The organism is Streptomyces caniscabiei (assembly GCF_014930365.1).
Classification (GTDB): Bacteria; Actinomycetota; Actinomycetes; order Streptomycetales; family Streptomycetaceae; genus Streptomyces; species Streptomyces caniscabiei.
In genome coordinates this window covers 228,158-249,173 of record NZ_JABXWI010000012.1, presented here as the reverse complement: position 1 = coordinate 249,173, position 21,016 = coordinate 228,158, and the positions used below count along the sequence as shown (strand labels likewise).

Annotated in this window: 20 protein-coding genes; 8 read left to right on the top strand and 12 right to left on the bottom strand. The window is 72.0% G+C overall.

Annotation, left to right across the window (positions count from 1 at the left end; all coding sequences use genetic code 11):
• Positions 1-8 precede the first annotated feature (8 nt).
• The 4 genes from HW837_RS31405 to HW837_RS31390 all read right to left on the bottom strand — a co-directional run bounded on the left by HW837_RS31405 (position 9) and on the right by HW837_RS31390 (position 4,353).
• Positions 9-881: a hypothetical protein gene (locus HW837_RS31405; protein WP_159040870.1), complete on the bottom strand. Its 873-nt coding sequence runs from the start codon at positions 879-881 to the stop codon at positions 9-11.
• Positions 882-1,049: 168 nt separating this feature from the next.
• Positions 1,050-2,159, bottom strand: a complete 1,110-nt coding sequence (locus HW837_RS31400) for a GNAT family N-acetyltransferase (protein ID WP_193381513.1) — start codon at positions 2,157-2,159, stop codon at positions 1,050-1,052.
• A gap of 29 nt (positions 2,160-2,188) precedes the next feature.
• On the bottom strand, positions 2,189-3,418 hold the full coding sequence (locus tag HW837_RS31395) for a Cmx/CmrA family chloramphenicol efflux MFS transporter (RefSeq protein WP_193381514.1): 1,230 nt from the start codon (positions 3,416-3,418) through the stop codon (positions 2,189-2,191).
• 251 nt (positions 3,419-3,669) lie between these two features.
• Complete coding sequence (locus HW837_RS31390; protein WP_093789847.1) at positions 3,670-4,353, bottom strand: HD domain-containing protein; 684 nt, start codon at positions 4,351-4,353, stop codon at positions 3,670-3,672.
• A gap of 57 nt (positions 4,354-4,410) precedes the next feature.
• On the opposite strand from HW837_RS31390, the gene HW837_RS31385 reads away from it, so the two are divergent.
• A complete protein-coding gene (locus HW837_RS31385; RefSeq protein ID WP_045556024.1) occupies positions 4,411-5,088 on the top strand; it encodes a maleylpyruvate isomerase family mycothiol-dependent enzyme in 678 nt (225 codons plus the stop codon).
• 23 nt (positions 5,089-5,111) lie between these two features.
• On the opposite strand, the gene HW837_RS31380 is transcribed toward HW837_RS31385, so the two are convergent.
• The gene (locus HW837_RS31380; protein WP_193381501.1) at positions 5,112-5,912 is read right to left on the bottom strand and encodes an SGNH/GDSL hydrolase family protein; all 801 of its coding nucleotides are present in this window, start codon (positions 5,910-5,912) and stop codon (positions 5,112-5,114) included.
• Positions 5,913-6,136: 224 nt separating this feature from the next.
• Here HW837_RS31380 and HW837_RS31375 point away from each other — a divergent pair, with 224 nt between their 5' ends.
• Entirely contained in the window at positions 6,137-6,514 is a 378-nt protein-coding gene (locus tag HW837_RS31375) for a beta/gamma crystallin domain-containing protein (RefSeq protein WP_093789844.1), read from the top strand.
• Here HW837_RS31375 and HW837_RS31370 read toward each other — a convergent pair.
• Positions 6,508-6,720: a DUF397 domain-containing protein gene (locus HW837_RS31370; protein WP_193381502.1), complete on the bottom strand. Its 213-nt coding sequence runs from the start codon at positions 6,718-6,720 to the stop codon at positions 6,508-6,510. The two genes, HW837_RS31375 and HW837_RS31370, sit on opposite strands and share 7 nt — an antisense overlap.
• Positions 6,680-7,543 carry a helix-turn-helix domain-containing protein gene (locus HW837_RS31365; protein WP_060887677.1) on the bottom strand — a complete coding sequence of 288 codons (864 nt, stop codon included), beginning with the start codon at positions 7,541-7,543 and terminating at the stop codon, positions 6,680-6,682. Before HW837_RS31365 ends, HW837_RS31370 begins: the two co-directional genes overlap by 41 nt.
• Positions 7,544-7,713: 170 nt before the next feature.
• Here HW837_RS31365 and HW837_RS31360 point away from each other — a divergent pair, with 170 nt between their 5' ends.
• Positions 7,714-8,430: a copper homeostasis protein CutC gene (locus HW837_RS31360; protein ID WP_193381503.1), complete on the top strand. Its 717-nt coding sequence runs from the start codon at positions 7,714-7,716 to the stop codon at positions 8,428-8,430.
• A 172-nt stretch (positions 8,431-8,602) separates the two neighbouring features.
• On the opposite strand, the gene HW837_RS31355 is transcribed toward HW837_RS31360, so the two are convergent.
• Complete coding sequence (locus HW837_RS31355) at positions 8,603-9,388, bottom strand: NPP1 family protein (protein ID WP_078853311.1); 786 nt, start codon at positions 9,386-9,388, stop codon at positions 8,603-8,605.
• Between the two features lie 328 nt (positions 9,389-9,716).
• Between HW837_RS31355 and HW837_RS31350 the strand changes: the two genes are divergently transcribed.
• From HW837_RS31350 to HW837_RS31340, 3 genes are all read left to right on the top strand, one after another.
• Entirely contained in the window at positions 9,717-10,973 is a 1,257-nt protein-coding gene (locus HW837_RS31350) for a trypsin-like serine peptidase (protein ID WP_045556029.1), read from the top strand.
• A gap of 76 nt (positions 10,974-11,049) precedes the next feature.
• The gene (locus HW837_RS31345) at positions 11,050-11,595 is read left to right on the top strand and encodes a hypothetical protein (protein ID WP_193381504.1); all 546 of its coding nucleotides are present in this window, start codon (positions 11,050-11,052) and stop codon (positions 11,593-11,595) included.
• Positions 11,592-11,909, top strand: a complete 318-nt coding sequence (locus tag HW837_RS31340) for a CPCC family cysteine-rich protein (protein ID WP_193381505.1) — start codon at positions 11,592-11,594, stop codon at positions 11,907-11,909. Before HW837_RS31345 ends, HW837_RS31340 begins: the two co-directional genes overlap by 4 nt.
• On the opposite strand, the gene HW837_RS31335 is transcribed toward HW837_RS31340, so the two are convergent.
• Positions 11,906-13,975: a HelD family protein gene (locus tag HW837_RS31335; protein ID WP_193381506.1), complete on the bottom strand. Its 2,070-nt coding sequence runs from the start codon at positions 13,973-13,975 to the stop codon at positions 11,906-11,908. The two genes, HW837_RS31340 and HW837_RS31335, sit on opposite strands and share 4 nt — an antisense overlap.
• A gap of 292 nt (positions 13,976-14,267) precedes the next feature.
• Here HW837_RS31335 and HW837_RS31330 point away from each other — a divergent pair, with 292 nt between their 5' ends.
• On the top strand, positions 14,268-14,465 hold the full coding sequence (locus tag HW837_RS31330) for a hypothetical protein (protein WP_045556031.1): 198 nt from the start codon (positions 14,268-14,270) through the stop codon (positions 14,463-14,465).
• A gap of 204 nt (positions 14,466-14,669) precedes the next feature.
• On the opposite strand, the gene HW837_RS31325 is transcribed toward HW837_RS31330, so the two are convergent.
• Positions 14,670-16,313 carry a DNA repair helicase XPB gene (locus tag HW837_RS31325; RefSeq protein WP_045556032.1) on the bottom strand — a complete coding sequence of 548 codons (1,644 nt, stop codon included), beginning with the start codon at positions 16,311-16,313 and terminating at the stop codon, positions 14,670-14,672.
• A 142-nt stretch (positions 16,314-16,455) separates the two neighbouring features.
• Between HW837_RS31325 and istB the strand changes: the two genes are divergently transcribed.
• Entirely contained in the window at positions 16,456-17,898 is a 1,443-nt protein-coding gene (gene istB / locus HW837_RS31320; RefSeq protein ID WP_390623580.1) for an IS21-like element helper ATPase IstB, read from the top strand.
• On the opposite strand, the gene HW837_RS31315 is transcribed toward istB, so the two are convergent.
• The gene (locus tag HW837_RS31315; RefSeq protein ID WP_045556034.1) at positions 17,882-18,067 is read right to left on the bottom strand and encodes a hypothetical protein; all 186 of its coding nucleotides are present in this window, start codon (positions 18,065-18,067) and stop codon (positions 17,882-17,884) included. The genes istB and HW837_RS31315 overlap by 17 nt on opposite strands.
• Before the next feature lie 225 nt (positions 18,068-18,292).
• Entirely contained in the window at positions 18,293-20,983 is a 2,691-nt protein-coding gene (locus HW837_RS31310) for a helicase C-terminal domain-containing protein (protein WP_045556035.1), read from the bottom strand.
• Positions 20,984-21,016: the final 33 nt, after the last annotated feature.

Below are 21,016 nucleotides of genomic sequence, written 5' to 3'. Positions count from 1 at the left end.
AGTGCGCGTCAGTCGACGAAGACCGGCTCCAGCCCCTGCCACCAGGTGATCAGGGTCCTCGGGTCGCCTCCCATCACCTGGAAGACGGCGTTCCGGTCGTAGTAGGTGCAGACGATCACGTACTGGGTGCCGTTCGGCGTGTAGCAGGACATGTCGCCGGTGGGATCACCGGATTCCGACTCGTACCAGGAGCCGCGCACGTTCCACATCTGTGAGCAGTCGCCCTCCTGGAGGGTGCCGCCGTAGGCCAGGTAGACCTCCTGCTGTTTGCTCCGGGACGGGTACACGGCGACGCTCGCCTTCGTCGTGACCTCGCCCATGGTGACGCTCTCCGTGGTCACCGTGCAGGTCACGGCGGCGTCGGAGCCCGGCGCGATCTCGCTCACACAGCTCTCGCGCGTCCACTGGCTGTCGTTGAGCGAGTCGCGCAGATCGCGCTCGGCGGTGGTGAGGCCGTCGTCGCCGCCGCTCCCGCCGCTGCTGTCGTCGTCGCCCCCGCTGCTGTCGTCGCCGCCGCTGTCGGCGCCGGTGTCCGTGCCGCCGGAGTCCGTCCCGCTCGTGTCCGTGCCGCCGGCGGTCGCGCCCGCCGTGCCGCCGGAGTCGGTGCCTTCCGTGTCGCCGCCCGCCGAACCGCCGTCCGTCCCGCTCGTCCCGCTCGTCCCGCCGTCCGTACCGCCCGTCGTCGTGGTGCTGCCGGAGGTCGTGCCGCCGTTCGTATCGCCGCCGCCCCTGTCCGACGTCGTCGCCGTCACCACGAAGCCGATCACCGTGAGCACGCTGCTGACGACCAGGCTGATCATGGCGATACGGACGCTCCGGCGGCCGTGATCGCCGTCCGGGCCCGGCACCGGAGGCCCCGGCGGCGGTGTGGGCTGACTCATCGCGATCCCCCGATCCCCCGACGCGCGCCCCCGACGCGCGCGAGCGCGCACGACGCTTTCGCGCCGCGATGACGGCATTCGCGCCGCCGTGACCGAATTATCGGGACTGTGACAGGGCCCCGGACAGGGGAAACGGCAAGAAACCGGAGCGGTTGGGCCCGGCGTACGTCAGGCGCGCAGACGGAGTTCGTACGCGAACTGCGCCCCGTCCTCCCCGTCACCCCAGTCGTCGCTCACCTTGTCGAATCCGGCGCGCGAAACCACGTTCTGCGAAGGGGTGTTGGCCTTCTCGACGACCGCGAACAGCGACCGTACGTCCCCCTGTTCCCGGCTCCGCCCCCGCGCCCAGGCGGTCAGCGCGCCCACCGCCTCGGTCATGTAACCGCGCCCGCGCGCCCCCTCCACCAGGTCGTACCCGATCTCGACGCGGCCCTCCTCGTCCGGCGCCCCGTGGTAGCCGAGCGCGCCGACGGCCAGCCCGTCCTCCTTGCGCACGAGCACGAACATGCCCCACTCCGGCCGGTGCACCCCCGCCTCGTACGCCTGGAACACCAGGCCCGCGCCGGTCCGGGTCCCGTCGACCGGGCCGCCCACGATCCAGTTGAAGCCGCCGGTGCCGCCCTCGGCGAGATCGGCCGCGGCGGCCGGGTGCACGCCCTGGAGGACGAGCCGCTCGGCGTCGATGTGCAGCGGGTTGCTCCACTTCCACTCCGTGACGGGCGCCCGGCCCGGCAGATCGCCCCGGCCGGTGGCCCACAGCAGCGTCGCCCAGGGGTCGTCACCGGGCCTGACGTGCGGGAAGAGGCGGGCGAGCACGGTCTCCGGCAGTCCGAGCCCGGCGGGCGGCACGGCCGCGGACACCGGGAGCCCGAGGCCCTCGATGATGTCGTGCGTGTGCAGCAGCACCTCGGCGACGCCCATCGCCGCGAAGCCCTCGCGGTCGGCGGCGCGGAACGGGTACGGGTGGAAGGCGCGGACCGAACGTGGGGTGGTCCGGACGACGGCGGTGAGCATCGTGCCGGTCGTCCGGATCACCTCCAGCAGGTCGGCGTTGTTCTCGCACTCCGTCATGTCGATCTCGAACGGTGCCCAGCGGGTCGTCGGCCGCCCCGCCAACTGCCCCGCGTACGCGATCAGGTCGGACGCGATGTGCTCGGCGGTCCCCCAACAGTTCCAGTCCAGCCGCCCGGCCTTGACGCCCTTCCAGTCCCGGTCTGCCACCGCCCCCAGCACCGCCAGGCTGTGTTCGACGGCTTCCCGCACCTGTTCCCCACCCATGTGTCGCATGGCGGCGAGGATAGGCGGGCTCAGGCCTTCGTACGTACCGGATTTACGGCGCCCCCGCCCGCGCCGGCGCTGTCACTGCTCCCGGCCACCCGGCGTGAGGCCCGCGTACGCCGGTGCAGGCGGAGCGAGACGGCGGTCGTGCCGATGGCGGCCGCGGTGATGGCGCCGCCCGCCCAGGCCGTGGCGGCGAAGCCCTGGCCCGCGTCGATGACGACCCCGCCGATCCAGGGGCCACCGGTGTTGCCGAGGTTGAACGCGGCGGTCGTGGTGGCACCGGCCAGGGTCGGGGCGGCGCCGGCGACGTTGAAGAGGCGGGCGTTGAGCGCCGGGGCGGTGTAGAAGGCGGACACCCCGAGGAGGAAGGAGAGGAGCACCGCGGCGGCGGCGTACTGGGCGAGCAGCGCCAGGGCGACGAGCAGGACCGTGGAGGCGGCGGTCCCGCTGAGCAGCACCCCGAAGAGGTGCGCGTCCGCGAACCGGCCCCCGACCGCCGTGCCGATCAGCGCCCCGATCCCGAACAGCGCGAGCACCGTCGGCACCCAGCCTGCGTCCAGGCCGGAGACCTCCGTGAGCAGCGGCGCGAGATAGCTGAACGCGCAGAAGACGCCACCGGCGGCGAGCGCCACGACGGCGATGGAGAGCCAGACCTGTCCGTCCCGGTAGATCCGGGCCTCCTGGGCGAGCCGGGGCCGCTCGTCGGGCAGCGGGATGGCCGGGACGAGCGTGACGACGCCGACCAGCGCGATCGCCGAGGCCACCGCCACCGCCCAGAACGCCGACCGCCAGCCGAAGTGCTCCCCGAGGAACGCGCCCGCCGGTACGCCCAGCACGTTCGCGATCGACAAGCCGCCGATCATGATGGCCAGGGCGCGGGCACGGGCGTTGACAGGCACCATGGCGACGGCCACGGCCGCCCCAACCGCCCAGAACCCCGCGCAGGCGAGTGCGCTCACGATCCGGGAGGCGAAGAGGACGGCGTAGGTGGGGGCGAGGGCGCCGGCGATCTGGCCGAGGCCGAAGACCGTGATCAGGGCGACGAGGGTCGTGCGGCGCGGCAGCCGCAGGGTCGCCACGGCCAGCAGGGGCGCCCCGACGACCATCCCGATCGCGAACGCCGAGATCAGCAGTCCCGCCCGGGGAATGGACACGTCCATGTCCTCGGCGATGGGCGGCAACAGCCCCGAGAGCATGAACTCGCTGGTCCCGAGCGCGAAGACGGCGAGACCGAGGACGTAGACGGACAGGGGTATGCGGAATCGGGCGGCGGGGTCAGGAGCGGCGGCGGAAGAGGGCATATCCATGGGCAACCGACGGCCTCGGGACCGCATTCCCCCACGTGCCGGCCGTCCCACCGACCGAGACGGCCGAGGTGGTGAGGCGTTACGGGCCCCCGCCGCCCCTACCCATCCCCAGGGGCTGCGCCCCTTCGACCCCCAGACGTCCGCCCGGTGGGGCTTCTCGCGCAGTTCCCCGCGCCCCTGAAGGGGCGACGGCGTGGTCGTCAGTCGTCCGCTTCCGGTCGCCCTGTCTGCTCTGTCAGGGCCGCCAGCTCCGCCCGCAGGTTCTCCCGGGCCCGGTCCTCCCACTCCCGCTGTCCGTACGGCGTCCTGAACAGCCTTGGCAGGTCGAGGAGTTGACGCAGCACCGCCGCGCGGCCCGTGCGGAACGCGTCGTCCGGGACGAAGCCGTACTCCTCCCGTACGGCGGCGGCGTACGCGGCGTACGCCTCCGGCGGTGACGCGAGGATCGCGAGGTCCGCGTCGCACAGCACCTGCCCGTTCGGGTCGTCGTCGGCCGGATCGTGCGTGACGGTGAGCCGCACCAGCCGAGCCACCTCCGCCGTCCGCTCCTCCGGCACCCCCGCCTCCCGCAGCGCCCGCTCCGCGAGCCGTGCCGACCGCTCCTCGTTCTCCGACCGCTCCGGCAGATACACCGCGTCGTGGAACCAGGCGGCCAGCCGGACGAGGTCCGGGTCCGCCGCGTGGTCCTCCAGCACCTCGATACGGTCCAGCACCGCCGTGAGGTGGTCGAGGGTGTGGTACTTCCGCTGCGGCTCGGCCCACCGCGCGATCAGGGCGTCGGCGTACGGGAGAGGCGCGGGATCGCAGGCCCCGTCCCGCGCCGACAGCAGCGCGGGCAGCCAGCGGTGGCGGAGGGTTTCCCTGGAGGACTGGGAGTCGGGCATGCACGCATTGTGCCGTGGTCGTGCACGCGGACTCCCTCTCCCCCTAGCGTGGGTCGCATGACGACTGTGGCTGATACGCACGATGTACGGGACCCCGAGCTCCCCGCGCGGCTGCTGGCCGGGGAGCGGGACGCGCTGGTACCGCTGTTGCGGGCGCGGCCGGAGGGGGACTTCGGGGCGGCGACCTGCTGTCCCGGGTGGAGTGTGCGGGACGTGCTGGCGCACTGTTCCGCAGTGTTGTCGCGGGTGGTCGAGGGCCGCTTGGAGAAGGGCGTCTTCAGCCCGGAGTCGAACGACCGGGACATCGCCGAGCGGCACGAGTGGCCCGTCGCGCGGATCGTGGACGAGCTGGAGCGGGGCATGACCGACGCGGGCCCGGTCATCGCCGACGCCGGTGGCGTCCTGGACGGCGTCGCCTTCGGCGAGTGGGTGCACGCCGGTGACGTACGCGAGGCGTGGAGTCTGCCGGGTGCGTACGAAGGTCCCCAACTGGGCCTGGCAGTCGAGCTGTTGACCCACCTCACCCGGGCGCACGGCACCCGCCCGCTGCACGCCGACCTCGACGACACCGACACGCCCGTGCTGCTCGGCGCCCCGAGCGGCGACGCCCCGCCCGCCCGCTACATCGGCGACGCCCCCACCCTCGTACGCCTCTACTCGGGCCGCCGACCGCCCGCCGGGACGTCGTACGAACTGGCCGGCGCGACCGAGGCCGAGCTCATCCTCTATCCCTGAGCCCGGCCACGGTCACCGGCCGGTCAGCCCCAGAGGGACTTGAACTTGGCCGCGTAGCCCTTGTCCTGGCCCGCCGCGTTCGGGTGGAAGGTCGCGGCCGATTCGCTGAGGTTCAGTCCGTGGATCCACGGGTCCGTGCCGCACGCCCCGTGGCCGGTGAACTGCCCCCGCATGTCGACGAAGTGGACACCCGCGTCGACCGCCGCCTTCCGCCCACCCTCCGCGAGCGCGTCGGCCAGGCCGTTCATCCCGGCGCGCTTCTTGGCGCTCAGCTCGATCGGGGAGCACGCACCGGTCGTGGACAGCGCCTGCGGGTAGCCGAAGACGAGGACCAGGGCCTTCGGCGACCGGGCCTTGATGTCCTTGTAGAGGCTGGTCAGTTCACCCACCAGCTGGCCCTTGGCGTACGCGGACATCCACCCGGTGGCGAGGGCGCAGGCGTTCTCGTCGTCGGTGAGACAGGTCTGCACGACCGTCGAGAACTGGGCGTCGTTCCCGCCCACGGTCAGGGTGACCAGGTTGGTGTTCGCGCTCAGCGCGGACAGTTGCTCCGCCCGCACGTCCGCGATGGTCGCGCCGCTGCACGTGGCGTCCTTCAGCGCGTACTTCGGGTTGGCCGCCGCCCACAGATGGGGGTAGTTCAGCGTGCTCCGCTTGCAGTCGCCGCTCGCCGGGTCGTACGAGCCCGCGCCGACACCGGACGCGTACGAGTCGCCGAGCGCGACGTACTCGGCGGCCCCCGCCGCCTGGGCCGGGGCTCCGGCCGCGACCAGTCCCGCGAACGTCATCAGACTGGCGGCGACAGCCGCTGTGATTTTGCGCATGACTTCCCTCTGCGTCGATTTCTGAAGCGTTAAGCCGGAATCGATCGCAGAGCGTACAGCCGGAAATGGGCGCCGCAATTCACTGTGCACGGGAGGGCAACTTCCTCTGCCCTCAAGGGCATTCGTGCGACGAGTTTGCCGTCGCCGAGCAACCTGACGGGTCTTCCGTCCCTCTCACTCGCCGAATACCCGTCAGTCAGTCGTGAGAGTCAGAGGGGTCCTGGATGAACCGTTCGCTCGCGCGTCGCGCGCTCCGCTTCGCCGGCGTCACCGGCGCGGCACTGGCGGCCACCGTCGCCACCGCCCTGCCCGCTCACGCCATCAACCGCGTGGACTGCGGGGACAGGAGCGACTTCCTCTACTTCGAGGTCAACGGCCTGAACCCCTGCTTCGCCAACGCGGGCACCATCGATGTCGCCATCTACGGCGTGGGCTGGATGAACACCGGCAACAACGAGGTGAGCTTCAAGTACCGCACGGTTCAGGGCGGCCCTCAGTGGGACTCGGGCCGCCTCCCGAAGTGGTACGCCTTCCACCTCGGCCTCGCCTCCGGTTCCCCCAGCGGCACGGTCCACAAGATCGAGCAGATCACCATTTACTGAGCCACGCGAATTTCCCGAGCCGCCGCCACGAAACACGACCAGGCGGCGGCTTGGAATACGACGACATTGCCGGTGGGGTTTTTACTGTCGCGGACGGGGACGAGGCCGGGGAGGGCGTCGGCGACTTCCAGGCATTCGTCTCCGGCGCCATCGCTGTAGCTGCTCTTACGCCAGGTCGCGGTCCTCAGATCGGGTGCGGTCCGCATCCTTGTACTCCTTGGCCGCCTGCTCGATCAGAGCGAGGGACGCGTCAGGCGACAACGCCGCGGCCCCCAACAAATCGTAGGTCAGCGCAGAGCGGGCGAATACAGCTGGATCGTCCAACAAGCGTCCGGATTCGGACCCTTGGCAGTACACCATCGGCGGAGCGTCGTTGAAGGTCATCAGCTTGAAGATGCCGGCGTTCCCTGCGTGCACTCCCGCGCTGATGGGCAGCACCTGGACGATGATCCGGTTGCTTCGGATCATGCTCGTGATGTGGAGCAGCTGCTCGGCCATCACCGCTGGGCTGCCCGCCTGACGTCGTACGATCAGCTCGTCGAGGATCGCCCAGTACAGGGGCGGTGTTGGGCTGTCGAAGATGTGGGCTCGGGCCTTCCGGAACGCGATTCGCTCCTCGACGACCTCTTCCGAGACGAGCGGGTCGTACGCGCGGATCACGGCTCGGTTGTACGACGGGGTCTGAATGAGGCCAGGCACGGAGGACGGCGCCCAGTCCTTGATCGTGCAGGCGATGCCCTCCAGCTCCACCACATCCGCGAAGTGGGCCCGGTAGGGCGACAGCCGCGCCGCCTCCAGGTTCCGCACGAAGAACCCGTCCGTCTTCAGGATCTCGTCCACCGACTTCGCGTACTCCAGTCGCATTCGTCGGACGCCCGCTTCCAGCTGGCCCACGAACGAACCGCTGACGAACATCGCCGCCCCCAGCTCCTCCTGGGACATTCCCGCCCGCTCCCGCCGATGTCGCAGCTCCGCGCCGTACATCGCCCGGGTCGACTCGGACGGGTCGAGAGTCTTCGGCTTCGGCATGAACAACTCCCTCTCGCACAGCCGGTCTTGTTGAACGGCGCCCCATTGAGGGTAGATGCGGACGGTGGTCGGACGCGTGCTGAACGTGACGATCGCATCCAACAGTGCCGGTTGTTGGTAAATTGGACTAGACCTGTTGTCGTCACGCCAAGCCCGACGGAAGGGGCCCCATGACCACGCGCGCGCTTCTGGAGGTGATCGCCCTCGACGCCGAGGACGCCGTCGCCGCCCAGGCCGGAGGTGCCGACCGGCTGGAGCTGGTGGCGGACATGGCGGCCGACGGGCTCAGCCCGACGGTCGCGACGTTCGTCGAGGTGCAGGCGGCCGTCGACATCCCCGTACGGGTCATGCTGCGGCTCGCGGACGGGTTCGCGGCGGGGCGGGTGGACGCGCTGGTGCGGATCGCGTGCGACATGCGGGCCGCCGGGGCGGAGGAGTTCGTGCTGGGGTTCCTCGGGGAGGACGGTGGGCCGGACCTGGACGCCGTGGAGCGGGTGGTCGCCGAGCTGGACGGGCGGCCGTGGACGTTCCACCGGGCGATCGACCGTGCCGCCGACCGGGACGCCCTGCGCAAGCAGCTCGCGGACCTGCCGGGGCTGGACACGTATCTGACGGCGGGGTCGGCGCGGGGCGTGGACGACGGCCTGCCGGTCCTGCTGGCGGAGGCCGTGAGACGCGGGGACCCCGGCTACACGCAACGCCTCATGATCGGCGGCGGCCTCCGCCTCAGCCACCTCTCCCGGCTGCGCGCCGCCCGGATCGACGCCTTCCACATCGGTGGCGCGGCCCGTCCCGGGGGCTGGGCCGCGCCGGTCGAGGCCGAGGCCGTACGCGCCTGGCGTACGGCCCTGGACGTGCGCATCGGCCGGGCTACCGCTTCGCGCTGAGCGGGGGCGCGTTGTCGGGTGCGGGTGTGTGGGGCTCCTGGATGAAACGCACGGGGCGCAGCCCCTGCTTTTCAGGGGCTGCGCCCGGAACTGCGCGAGAAGCCCCACCGGACCCGCACCCGACTACGCACCCCGAGGCCGCCCCACCCCCCGGCCAAGCCCCCGGCAGGGGTCACGCGTTGGGGTCGAAGGTGATCCCCGCCGGCATGGCCTTGGTGAGGTTCGAGGCGAAACTGCCGTCCTTCAGGCCGAAGTTGGCGCTGCCGAAGTCGTAGGAGACGAGGATGTCGCGGATGCCGGCGGGGTAGCCGTTCCAGCCGACGAGCGGCGGGTACTGCCAGGTGCCCTCGTGGTTCTCCGGCGGCTCGTCGCCCGAGCCCGCGAGGCGGAAGCAGTGCGTCCGGATGCCGTCCTTGTGGTAGACGATCTTCGGGTGGGTGCCGTCCCAGCGGACCGCGGACGCGGCGTGCACGGAGAAGCCGCCGTGGGCGGAGGTCGACACGTACTGGGCGGTGCCGTTCTGCACCCAGACCACGACGTGCTCCCAGTCGTGCCGGTGGCCGCCGATGCTGCTGCCCGCGACCGCCTGGTCCTTCTCGAAGTAGAGGTCGTACATGATCGCGCACCAGCCGTTGTTGCACTTGTAGCGCGAGTAGCCGTTGGTGTTGTCCAGGTCGGACTGGTCGCGGCAGTCGCCCCTCAGTGAACCGGTCGGCTTCAGGCCGCCGTTGACCGTGCCGGTCGGGCCGATCGCCGGTGTCGAGTAACAGCCGTCCGTGTCGTAGTCGTACGCCGGCTGCCAAGTCGTCTCCAGCGCCTCGGCGTTGGCGGGCAGCGCGGCGGGCGGAGCCGCGAACGCGCTGCCGGCGACGCCGACCACCAGGGTGACGGTGGCGCCGAGTACCACGGCGGATCTGCGGAAACGACGCGAAGTGCGCGTGCGTGAACCTGTCTTCACTGCGACCTCCTGAGCCTGCCGCGAGGGATGGCGAGCGCCATGGCATGCGCAGGTCAGATTGGCGCTACTCGCGGGTAATGCACAAGAGGCCGGAGGTGTCGGAGTGATGACGAATCAATCATTGTGAAGAACCTGTGCGTTGGGCCCGGCCTCGTCCGATGGATGCGGACCCGCCACATCACAGGTAGATATCCGCCACGTAGTTGTTGTGTGCGAAGTCGCCGTGAAGGGCCTCCCGGCGATCATCAGGCGCTCGCGCGCGTGCATAGTGGTCTCCGCCCCAGCCAAGCGGGGGCATGACAAGTTTCATCACACGGGGACGGGCTCCATGCCATTCATACGCCGCCGCGGCCTCACGGCCGCTGCCGCCGTGATCGCCGCGGTCATGGTCACAACCACCGCCTGCAGCAAGACCGAGGAGAGCGGGGCCAAGGCCTCCGACTCCACGACCGCCCAGGCGGACGCGGGCGACAACATCGACACCGGCGAGAACGAGGGCGGCGGTGACACGACCATCGGCGGCTTCAAGCTCCCCGAGGGCGTGCCGACCGAACTGTCCGGTGACGCACTGAAGCAGTGGAAGGACGGTGGCTGGCAGGACTTCAGCGGCGACTGGGCCTCCAAGGCGGAGGACTTCGCCAACCCGTACATCGAGAACTTCTGGACGCCGGAGCGCATCGCCGAGGCCAAGGAGAACCTGCCCGACCTGCCGGCGGTCGCCGAGGCCGGCAACACCGCCACCGGGTCGAGCAAGACCACGCAGGTCTGGCTGCCCGACGGCAAGGTCAAGAAGCAGCAGGCCAGCCGAGTCAAGGCGACCTACCACAAGTACGCGCCCCCGGTCGGCAAGCTCTTCTTCACCACGCCCCAGGGGTCCAGCGTCTGCTCCGCCGCGGTCGTGAAGGACCCGGCGCACCCGGGCAAGTCCAACCTCGTGTGGACCGCCGGACACTGCGTGCACGCGGGCAAGGGCGGCGGCTGGTACCGCAACATCGCCTTCGTCCCGTCCTTCAACAACACGGGCAAGCTGAACATCAGCCAGGCGTCGGCCAACTACCGCGCGAGCAACGTCTCCCCGTACGGCATCGCCTGGGCCGACTGGGCCACCACCTCCGGCACCTGGATCAAGGGCGGCGCCGCGAGCCAGGGCACCGTGGCCGCCGCGTACGACTACGCGGTGCTGCACGTGAAGCCGGAGAAGGGCGCCAAGTCCCTTGAGGAGCGCATCGGTTCGGCGCTGCCGGTGTGGTTCAACGCCCCCGCCGCCAACAAGGTCAAGAACATGAAGGTGCGCGGCTACCCGGCCGAGGCCCCGTACGACGGCTCCAAGATGTACCACTGCCAGGGCGCCACCAAGCGCTTCGTCCTCGGCTACAGCTACCCGAGCGACTACCCGGCCCAGTACATGGTCGGCTGCACCATGAACGGCGGCGCCTCCGGCGGCCCCTGGTTCATGTCCTACAAGGGCCGCACCTACCTGGTCTCCAACAACTCCCTCAGCGACCGCTCCACGTTCATCACCGGGCCACGCCTCGGCAAGAACGCGAAGCAGGTCTACCTGGCGACCAGCAACAAGTTCAAGTAGCCCCACCCCAAGCCTGACCGGCCCCCGGCGACCTCGGTCGCCGGGGGCCCTCGCGTGTCCTCGTACCTTTGGCGTCATGAACGCGTCGAACACATCCGAGTGGTGGGAACGGCTGCCCGCCGGCATCCGTGAACAGGTCGACGGCTACGTCCTCCAGGACGCCGGCTTCCAGGCGATCCGCGTCGTCTTCACCGCCGGCCGGGCCCACGGCCTGGGGCTCGTCGAGGCCCAGCAGGTCGTCAACGACCGCTACCTCCACCACAAAGACCGCGTGGCCCGCACCCCCGACAGCCCCCTCGACCCGGACTCCCTGGCCGCCCTCGCCGCCGGCTGCCCCGGCCGCGTCACCGCGATCGAGGCGGTCTGGGACGGCGACACGTTCCACGACTGGTTCGTGGAGCTGCTGGCCCTCACCGCCGACCCGGCGGGCGAACACCGGTTGGCCACCCTCTACCGGGCGACGGCCGAGCGGTACCTCGGGGAGGAGAAGGACCGGGTCATGGGCCACCCGTCGGCCGTGGCCGCCGGCCGCTGCGGCCGAGCCCTGGCCGCCCGTCTCTCGGTCCCCTTCCGCTTCGCCTCCCCGCACACCCCGGACGACCGGGCCAGGTGGGTGGGTTGACGGGCGCGGAGCGCGGGCCAGGCCCATTCCCGTGCCCCTGCTGCTTCCAGCCCACCCTGGAGGAGCGTGCCAACTTCGAGATCTGCCCGGAGTGCGGCTGGGAGGACGACGGGCAGGACGACACCGACGCTCATGTCGTCCGGGGCGGCCCCAACGGCTCGCTGAGCCTGACCCAGGCTCGGGCGGAATACGCGGAGGCGCTGACCGAGGACCAGCACGACGAGTCCATGACGCGCGACGGCGCGGGAATATGGCTGGTGGAGGCACGACGTCAGCTGGGTGCCCTGCCCGGTGACCTGGAGGGCCTGCTCTAGGCCAACTGCGGCGGCAGCGGGGCCGCGTGGGTGACGATCAGGCCTGACACCGCTCGGGTGAGGGTCACGTACAGGCGGCGCAGGCCGGTCCGTTCGTCGGGCTCCCCGGCGACGACGGCCTGCGGTTCGTCCAGTACCACGTAGTCGTACTCGAGGCCCTTGGCGAGTGAGGCCGGGACCAGGGTGAGGCGGGTCTCGTGCGTCGTCTCCTCACCCGGGGCCAGATAGGCGATGCCCGCCGCCGTCAGCGCCTCGGCGAGCGCGGGGACACGGGGGTCGGCGACGATGAGGCCGACCGACCCCTCGTTGCCGAGCAACTCCTCGCAGGCCGCGACCACGTCGAGGTCGCCGGCGCTCGGCCGTACGTCGAAGAAGCCCGGGTTCTCCCGGACCGACGCCACCGGCGTCAGGCCGGGCGCGATGTGCGGCAGCAGCCGGGAGGCGTACGTGATCACGTCGGTCGGGACGCGGAAACCGGCCGTCAGCTCCTCCACATGGGCCTCCGCCTTGCCCAGATGGGCCAGCGCCTCCTCCCAACTCCGCGTCGCCCAGGGCGTCGTGCCCTGCGCCAGGTCACCGAGGACCGTCGCCGAGCCGGTGGTGCAGCGGCGGCCCACCGCCCGGTACTGCATCGGGGAGAGGTCCTGCGCCTCGTCGAGGACCACATGCCCCAGTGAATGCGTCCGCTGCACCAGGTCCGTGGCCTCGTCGACCAGCACCGCGTCGGCGGCCGACCACTTCACCGACTTCACGCTCCGCGCCGGCTTCGCCCACAGGATGGTCTTCCGCTCCTCCTCGCTCAGGATCCCGTCCGCGTGCTCGGCCAGGAAGTCCGCGTCGGAGAGCAGACGCATGACGAGCTTCGCGGGGTCGACGGGCGGCCAGACCGCCTTGACGGCCGCCTTCACGGCCGTGTTGCGCGCCACCGCGTCCTGCACCCGGTCGTCGGGCGCCTCACCGGACCGCTCCATCTGCACCAGCACGGCGTGCGCGATCCGCTGCGGCAGGGCGTCCCGCGCGGCCCCGTAGCGGATGTCCCGGTCCAGCAACTCCCGCACGATCTCTTCGAGTTCGTACGCCGGCACCCGCCAGCGACGCGAACCCCGGACGACCACCACCGGCTCGGTGGGCAGCGTGACGTGCGCGCGTACGGCCCGCCGCAGCACCTCGGCCATGCGGGCGTCGCCCTTGACGACGGCCGCCGCCGCGTCGTCCGTGCCCCGCACCTCGACATGTGCGACGAGGTCGTCGACCGTCGCCTGCCTGACCTCCAGCTCGCCCAGCGCGGGCAGCACCTGCTCGATGTAGTGCAGGAAGGAGCGGTTCGGCCCGATCACGAGGGTGCCGGTGCGGGACAGGCGCTCGCGGTGGGCGTAGAGGAGGTAGGCGACCCGGTGCAGGCCGACGGCGGTCTTCCCGGTGCCGGGACCGCCCTGCACACAGAGGCTGCCGGAGAGGTCCGAGCGGACGATCTCGTCCTGCTCCGGCTGGATCGTCGCCACGATGTCCCGCATCGGGCCGACACGCGGACGCTCGATCTCCTGCTGGAGCAGCTTGCTGGTGGCCGCCGCCTCGGCGGGGTCGGACAGGTGCTCGTCCTCGTACGCGGTGAGGTCGCCGCCGGTGTACCCGAAGCGGCGCCGCAGGCCGACGTCCAGGGGGTCGGTCTTCGACGCCCGGTAGAACGGCTGCGAGACGGGGGCACGCCAGTCGATGACCATCGGATCGCCGTCCGCGTCGTGCACATGCCGGCGCCCGATGTAGAACCTCTCCCCCTCCGCGCCCTCCGCCCGGTCCGCGCCCGGGGCGTGCAGATAGTCGAGGCGGCCGAAGAAGAGCGGGGTGTGGCTGAGGTCCGCGAGGGCCTTGATCCGCTCCTCGATCTGGCGGGACAACACCTCCGCGTTCACCCAGTTCGCGGTGACGTCCTTGATGTCCAGCGCCTCCACGTCCTCCCGCATGGCCCGCAGCGCGGCACGGGAGGCGGCGAGATGGGAGCGCTCGCGGGAGAGGGGGTCGGTGGGGGCGGCGGGCGCGGCGGGGTCGGCGGTGGGCTGCGCGGACAAGGGGGTGCCTCCGGGGGCCTGCGGGAGCTGGGGTACGCCTGACGGCGGTGACCGGCCGGTTTCCGTCCGGGCGGCGGCGCTCCACGGACGGGAGGCGGGCAAGAGCGGAGAGTGTAGGTGAGGGGAGGGGGCGGAGGCCAACGGATTTTTTTCGGCGATGCCCGCCGTACCCCTAGGGGGTTCGTACGTCGCCGGTATTACGGGAGGGCTGGACCTGAGAGGGAGCCGGGGGCACAGCGCATTCACTCCGGAGACCGACGCGTTCCCCAGGCGGGCGTTCCACCATGGAGACATGAGTGCAGCGACCTTCATCCCAGCCTCGGCCTCCGGCCGACCCGGTCCGCCGCCCGGCGCGACCGGCCTCGACGACCACCACAACCGTCACCGAATCGCCGATGCCCTGCGCGCCGTCAAGGTCTTCGCGAGCGCCGCCTTCAACGTCGTCGTCCTCGGCGAGTACGCGGAGGAAGCGGGCGTACGCCGCCGGTGATCCCCCGGGTCCCCGCGCGTGACCCGCTGATCACCCCTGCTCCGACGCCTCAACCGCCCTGCACCGCCCGCCCCCAGGGCCCGACGACGTGGTTCCCGCTGCCCGCACTCAAGGCGGCCTCCGTCCTCGGCGCCCCTGCCTGGACCGGTGACCGGCAGCGGTCACCAGTCACCGGTCACCAGTCACCGGTCACCGGCCCCGCCCTCAGCCCTCCGACAGGAGTTCGTCCGCGTCCATGATCCGGTAGGCGTAGCCCTGTTCGGCGAGGAAGCGCTGGCGGTGGGCGGCGAAGTCCTGGTCGATGGTGTCGCGGGCGACCACGGAGTAGAAGTGGGCCTGGTGGCCGTCGGCCTTGGGGCGCAGGACACGGCCGAGGCGCTGGGCCTCCTCCTGACGGGAGCCGAAGGTGCCGGAGACCTGGATGGCGACCGTGGCCTCCGGCAGGTCGATGGAGAAGTTCGCGACCTTCGACACCACCAGGACGTTGATCTCGCCCTGCCGGAACGCGTCGAAGAGCTTCTCGCGCTGCGCGTTGCTGGTCTCGCCCTTGATCACCGGCGCGTCCAGGTGGGCGCCCAACTCGTCGAGCTGGTCGATGTACTGGCCGATGACGAGGATCTGCTGACCCGCGAAACGGCGGACGATCGCCTCGGCCACCTTCCGCTTGGTCGCGGTGGTGGAACAGAAGCGGTACTTCTCCTCCTGCTCGGCGGTGGCGTAGGCGAGCCGCTCGGAGTCGGTCAGGTTCACCCGGACCTCGACGCAGTCGGCGGGCGCGATGTAGCCCTGCGCCTCGATCTCCTTCCAGGGCGCGTCGAACCGCTTGGGCCCGATCAGCGAGAACACGTCCGACTCGCGCCCGTCCTCCCGGACGAGCGTGGCCGTCAGCCCCAGCCGGCGGCGGGCCTGGAGGTCGGCGGTGAACTTGAAGACGGGCGCGGGCAGCAGGTGCACCTCGTCGTAGACGATGAGGCCCCAGTCACGGGAGTCGAACAGCTCCAGGTGCGGGTAGACGCCCTTCCGCCGGGTCGTCAGCACCTGGTAGGTGGCGATGGTGACCGGCCGGATCTCCTTCCGGGTCCCGCTGTACTCCCCGATCTCCTCCTCGGTCAGCGAGGTCCGCTTCACCAGCTCGTGCTTCCACTGCCGCGCGGAGACGGTGTTGGTGACGAGGATGAGGGTCGTCGACTTGGCCTGGGCCATGGAGCCGGCGCCGACCAGTGTCTTCCCGGCCCCGCAGGGGAGGACGACGACACCGCTGCCGCCGTGCCAGAAGTTCTCCACGGCCTGCTTCTGGTAGGGCCGCAGCGCCCAGCCGTCCTCGGCGAGGTCGATCGGGTGCGCCTCGCCGTCCACGTACCCGGCGAGGTCCTCGGCGGGCCAGCCCAGCTTCAGCAGCGTCTGCTTGATCTGCCCGCGCTCGGAGGGGTGCACGGCGACGGTGTCGGGGTCGATGCGGGCCCCGACGAGCGGGGCGACCTTCTTCGACCGCAGGATCTCCTCCAGCACCGGCCGGTCGGTGGTGGTCAGGACGAGACCGTGCGTCGGGTGCTTGGAGAGGGTGAGGCGGCCGTAGCGGTCCATCGTCTCGGCGACGTCCACCAGCAGCGCGTGCGGCACCGGGTAGCGGCTGTACTGCACCAGCGCGTCCACGACCTGCTCGGCGTCGTGCCCGGCGGCCCGCGCGTTCCACAGCCCGAGCGGCGTCACCCGGTAGGTGTGGATGTGCTCCGGCGCCCGCTCCAGCTCGGCGAAGGGCGCGATGGCCCGACGGCACTCGTCCGCCTGCTCGTGGTCGACTTCCAGGAGCAGTGTCTTGTCGGACTGGACGATGAGGGGACCGTTCACGCGCGACACCTTTCGATTCGGCCAAACGTCCAGTGTGCCTGATCGTTCCCCCTGACAGGCCTCCAGTCCTATTGGATGTCTATTCATTCCGATGAGTGGCTGGAATTCAGATTTGCGGCAACGGTTCCGAAGAATGCGAACCGTGCACCCACCCACCCCGGCCGACGGCGCCGACCCGGTCACCCCGTCCGTCTCCCCGCAGGGCACCACGCTCGGCTACGCCCTGTTCGCTACGCGCTGGCTCCAGGCGCCGCTGTACTTCGGTCTGGTGGCGGCACAGGGGGTGTACGTCTACAAGTTCTTCAACGAGCTGTGGACGTTAATCGTCCGGTGCGTGAGCGGCAGCGCCACCGAGACCTATGTGATGCTCGCGGTGCTCAAACTGGTCGACGTCGTCATGATCGCCAATCTGCTGATCATGACGATCGTCGGGGGCTATGAGACCTTCGTCTCCCGCATCGGTCTCCAGGGCCACCGCGACCAGCCCGAATGGCTCTCGCACGTCAACTCCAACGTACTGAAGGTCAAGCTCGCCACCGCCATCGTGGGCATCTCCTCCGTGCATCTGCTCCAGATGTTCGTGGACGTCCACCACACCTCCCACCACGCGCTGCTGTGGGGCACGGTGATCCACATGGCCTTCATCGCCTCGGCGGTGCTGCTGGCGTACATGTCGGGGCCGATGCTGCGCGAGGACAAGGGCCACGGCTCCCACCACGGCCCGTCCCCCGCCCCGAAGCCGCCGCAGGGCACGCGCGGGCCGGACCGGCCGACGGACCACGGCGAGCCGACGCCGGCCCCCGCGACGCTCCGGCCGCCGCCGCTGCCGATCCCGGCCCAGGCCACGTCGTACGAGAACCACGAGCGGCTCGACGGCCGCGAGAGGCGGGAGACCCGCTTCACCCGGGGCGGGACACGGCTGGTGCCGTACGAGGCCCGGCGGGCGCCGCACATGACCGCGACCGGAGTCGTCGGCGGAGTCGGAGCCGGGGCCGACACGGCAGCCGGGGCCGGGGGCGAGGCGCGGGTGCGGGCGGCCGGGTTCCCGGCGCGGAAGCTGCTGGAGGAGTTCGACGAGGGGCACCCGCGCGCGTTCGACCGCCGGCTGCTGGCCCGGCTGACCACGCTGGACTTCGTCGGCACCGGGCGGAACGTGGTGTTCGTCGGCGCCCCCGGCACCGGCAAGACGCATCTGGCGATCGGGCTCGGCGTACGGGCCTGCCAGGCCGGACACCGGGTGCTCTTCGCGACGGCGTCGGAGTGGGCCGCACGGCTGGCCGGGGCACGGGACGAGGGCAGGCTCGCCGAGGAACTGTCCGCGCTCGACGCCTGCCCCCTGCTGATCGTCGACGAGGTCGGCTACCTCCCCTTCGACACGGACGCCGCCCGGCTCCTCTTCCGGCTGATCGCGCACCGCTACGAGCGGGCCTCGCTGATCGTGACCAGCGACCGCCCGCTCGACCGCTGGGAGGAGATCTTCGGCGGGGTCGCCCCGGCGATGACCGACCGTCTCGCGCACCACGCCGAGACCGTCCACCTCGAAGGCGACAGCTACCGCCTGCGCAGGGCTACTTCAACAGGCTGACGTTCTGGATCAGGGGGCCCTCCACGCCGATGCCCTCGCCCACGAGGGTGCCGAGTTCGGGGAGGGGCAGGGGCGGGTTCGCGGCGGCCGGGGTGGCGAGGGCGCTCACCAGGACGACGGCGACGGTGGCGACGGCGGCTGCGGAGAGCAGTGCGGAGAGAGGGCGCATGCGTACGGGGAGCCTTTCGAGCGCAGGGGTCGATCTCGATCGGACACAGGGTGGCTGCCCCGCGTCAGGGGAGTCGATGCGCCGGAGGGCCCGCGCTCGCCCGTGCGGGGGAAAACGGGGCGTGGCCTGCATGAAAGCCGACATACGCCCGAACGGGTGATCTCCGGGAGGCGGCTTGATCTCCGGGAGGCGGTTTGATCAACGGCGTCGCCCGGACCCGGTGGGTCAGGTCGAGTCGTCCGCCAGTTCCGCGACGCCCGTGATCCGGTGGAGCGGGAAGGTGCGGACCTCGTCCGCCGTGTGGTCGTACGCCGTCACGAAGCCGCCCTCGACGCGGACCGGGGCGATGACCCGCTGGCTCGCGGAGCCCTCGGCGTTGACGTAGCCGATCCAGAGGGCCTCGCCGGTGAGGACGGCGGCCTGCATCGTCGCCAGGGTCTCGGCGGAGCCGGTACGGGGCAGCGCACCCGGCGCGGCGGCCGGACCGCCGGACGGCCGGCGGGGCGTGGTGGAGGCGAGGTCACCGGCGCGGATGGCGCGGATCGCGGCGCCCAGCAGGGTGTCGTCCGGGGCCGGGGGACCGTCCGGGACCGGCTCCGGGGCCGTACGGGGCGGGGTGCGGCGGGCGTGCGCCCGGGTGATCAGCACATCGCCCTCCGCCGACTCGGCAGCCGGCGCGTACCCCATCGCCCGCAGCCCGTCGAGGAGCGCCGCCGGGTCGGTCTGCGCGGCGAGGACGGTCGGCGCGAGTCTCCGCAGCCCGAGCCCCTGCGAGCGCTTGTCGGCGAGGATCTCGCTGAGCATCGCGTCGTCGTCGCAGCGGACGTACGCCGACGCCGCGCCGATCCGTAGATGACCATGGCGCCGGGCCACGTCGTCGATCAGATACGCGAGCGGCTGCGGGACCGGCGTACGGGAGTGCGCGGTCAGGAAGTCGTGCAGGTCGGAGGCGCTGCGGCCCGCGTCGAGGGCCCGGCGTACGGACCCCGGCGTGAACCGGTACACCGTCGCGCCACCCTTCGACTCCACGTCCGCCAGCACCCCCAGCATGTCCGCCAGCGGACGCTTCAGCGGGCCGGGCGCGACGGCCGTCAGGTCCGCCTGGAGCAGGACGTGGTCCAGCGGCTCGGGAAGCAGCGGCGCGAGCAGCCGGGCGGCCCGGGCCGCCGCCGCGGCCCGCTCGGCGACGGCGTCGGGGGCGGGGGCGGACGCGGGAGGGTGCGGCAGGGGCACGTGGTGGGCCGGCAGCTTGTCGCCAGGGGTCTCCGGCAGTTCGGCCGGGGCGTGGGCCCCGTCGGGGAGCCCGAGGAGCGCGCGGCCGTGCGAGGACAGCGCGCCGCGCCCGGTGATCCCGAGCGACTCCGCCTCGGACAGGGTCCACCGGGCGATCCGGGCCCGCAGATCCTCGCCCTGCCGCGACCGGGCGGCCGGTTGCTGGGACGCCGGGGAGGCCGGCGCTGCTTGCGATGCCTGGGACTGCGGGGGCTGTTGCGCCGGCGAGGACTGCGCCGGGGCCTGGTGGGGGTGCTGGCCGCCGCGCGTGGGGCGCTCCCAGTGGAGGCGGGCCAGGACGGAGTCGGGGGTGGCCGAGGTGCCCTCGGGGAGCGCGGCGAGCAGGGCGAGGACCCGGTGGCGCACCTCGGGCGCGGCCGACCGGTCCAGCCCCGGGCCGAGCGCCGACAGCGTACGGTCCTTGGCGTCCCGCTCCCCGATCACGCCCGGCGTACGGGTCGCCGTCAGCCAGGCCGTGGCGAGCCGTGTCCAGCGGTCGGCGGGGGGCAGCTCCAGCCACTCGTCGTACGCGGGTGTCGCGGCGTACCGCTCGTCGGCCTCGCCGTCGGAGGCCAACAGCCCGGCGGCGTAGGCGAGTTCGACCCAGAAGGCGGCGACCGGCTCGGGCAGGTCGAGGGCCACCGCCGTCCGTTTCAGGTCCCGCACGCTGAGCCCGCCGGCGCGCAGGACACCGGGACCGCCCTCGTCCCAGTCCTTCAGCAGCTCCTCCACGGTCGCCAGCGCGGTGTACGCCTGCCCGGCCGCCGTCGCGTCCACCACCTGTGGACGGTGCGTGCCCGACGCCTCGACGGGCGGCGGCACCGGCTGGACGTCCCGGTGCGCCCGGCCCGACCGCAGATGCAGGGCGACCTCGCGGGGGATGACGACGGTGCCGGGGGCGGTCGGCAGGAGCAGCCCCCGGTCCAGCAGCCAGCGCAGATGCGGCGCAGGGTTGGCGGTCACCTGGCCGTACGGCGGCCCCCACACCAGCCGGGTCAGGACGTCGAGGGACTCCGCGGGCGCGGTGGCGAGGAGCGCGGCCATCCGGCGGCGGTCGGTGAAGAGCGCCGCGAGGGAGGTGACCGCCGAGACCGAGTCATGGGTGCTCGCCAGGCCGACCGCCGCCACGATCTCCTGGACCCGCCCCGGCGACATGCCCGCCGTGGCCTCCGCGACGGTCGGGCCGAGGCCGGTGGGGGAGGGGTGCTGCGGCGAGGGCGCGAGCAGCTCACGGGCCGTGCGGACCAGACGCAGCCGGTGCTCGGGGCCCCACACGAGGGCCTGGTCGCGCAGGGCGCCGAGGGCGTGGGGCAGCGCGGCGGTGACGGCGGGGTCCGCGTCGTCACCGGCCAGCAGGGAGGCCAGTTCGTCGTACGACGCCGGGTCCGCCGCCACGGCCAGGGCCTGGGCGGTCTGGAGAGCGAACCGGTCCAGCCGCTCCAGGGCCCGGACGACCGACGCGCGGGTACCGGCGCGGGTCGCCAGCTGGGTCAGGTCGGTGGGCACGGGCGTGATGAGGTCCGGACGCGCCCGGAGCAGCACGGCGAGCGAGCGGTCGTCCCGCCCGCGCAGGGCTTCCGCCAGCGAACGGGGGGCGCCACCGGCGGGCGCCGCCTCCGTGGGGAACTGCTCCTCGGTGCTCATCCGGCCAACGGTAGCGGCTGCGTCGGGCGGGGG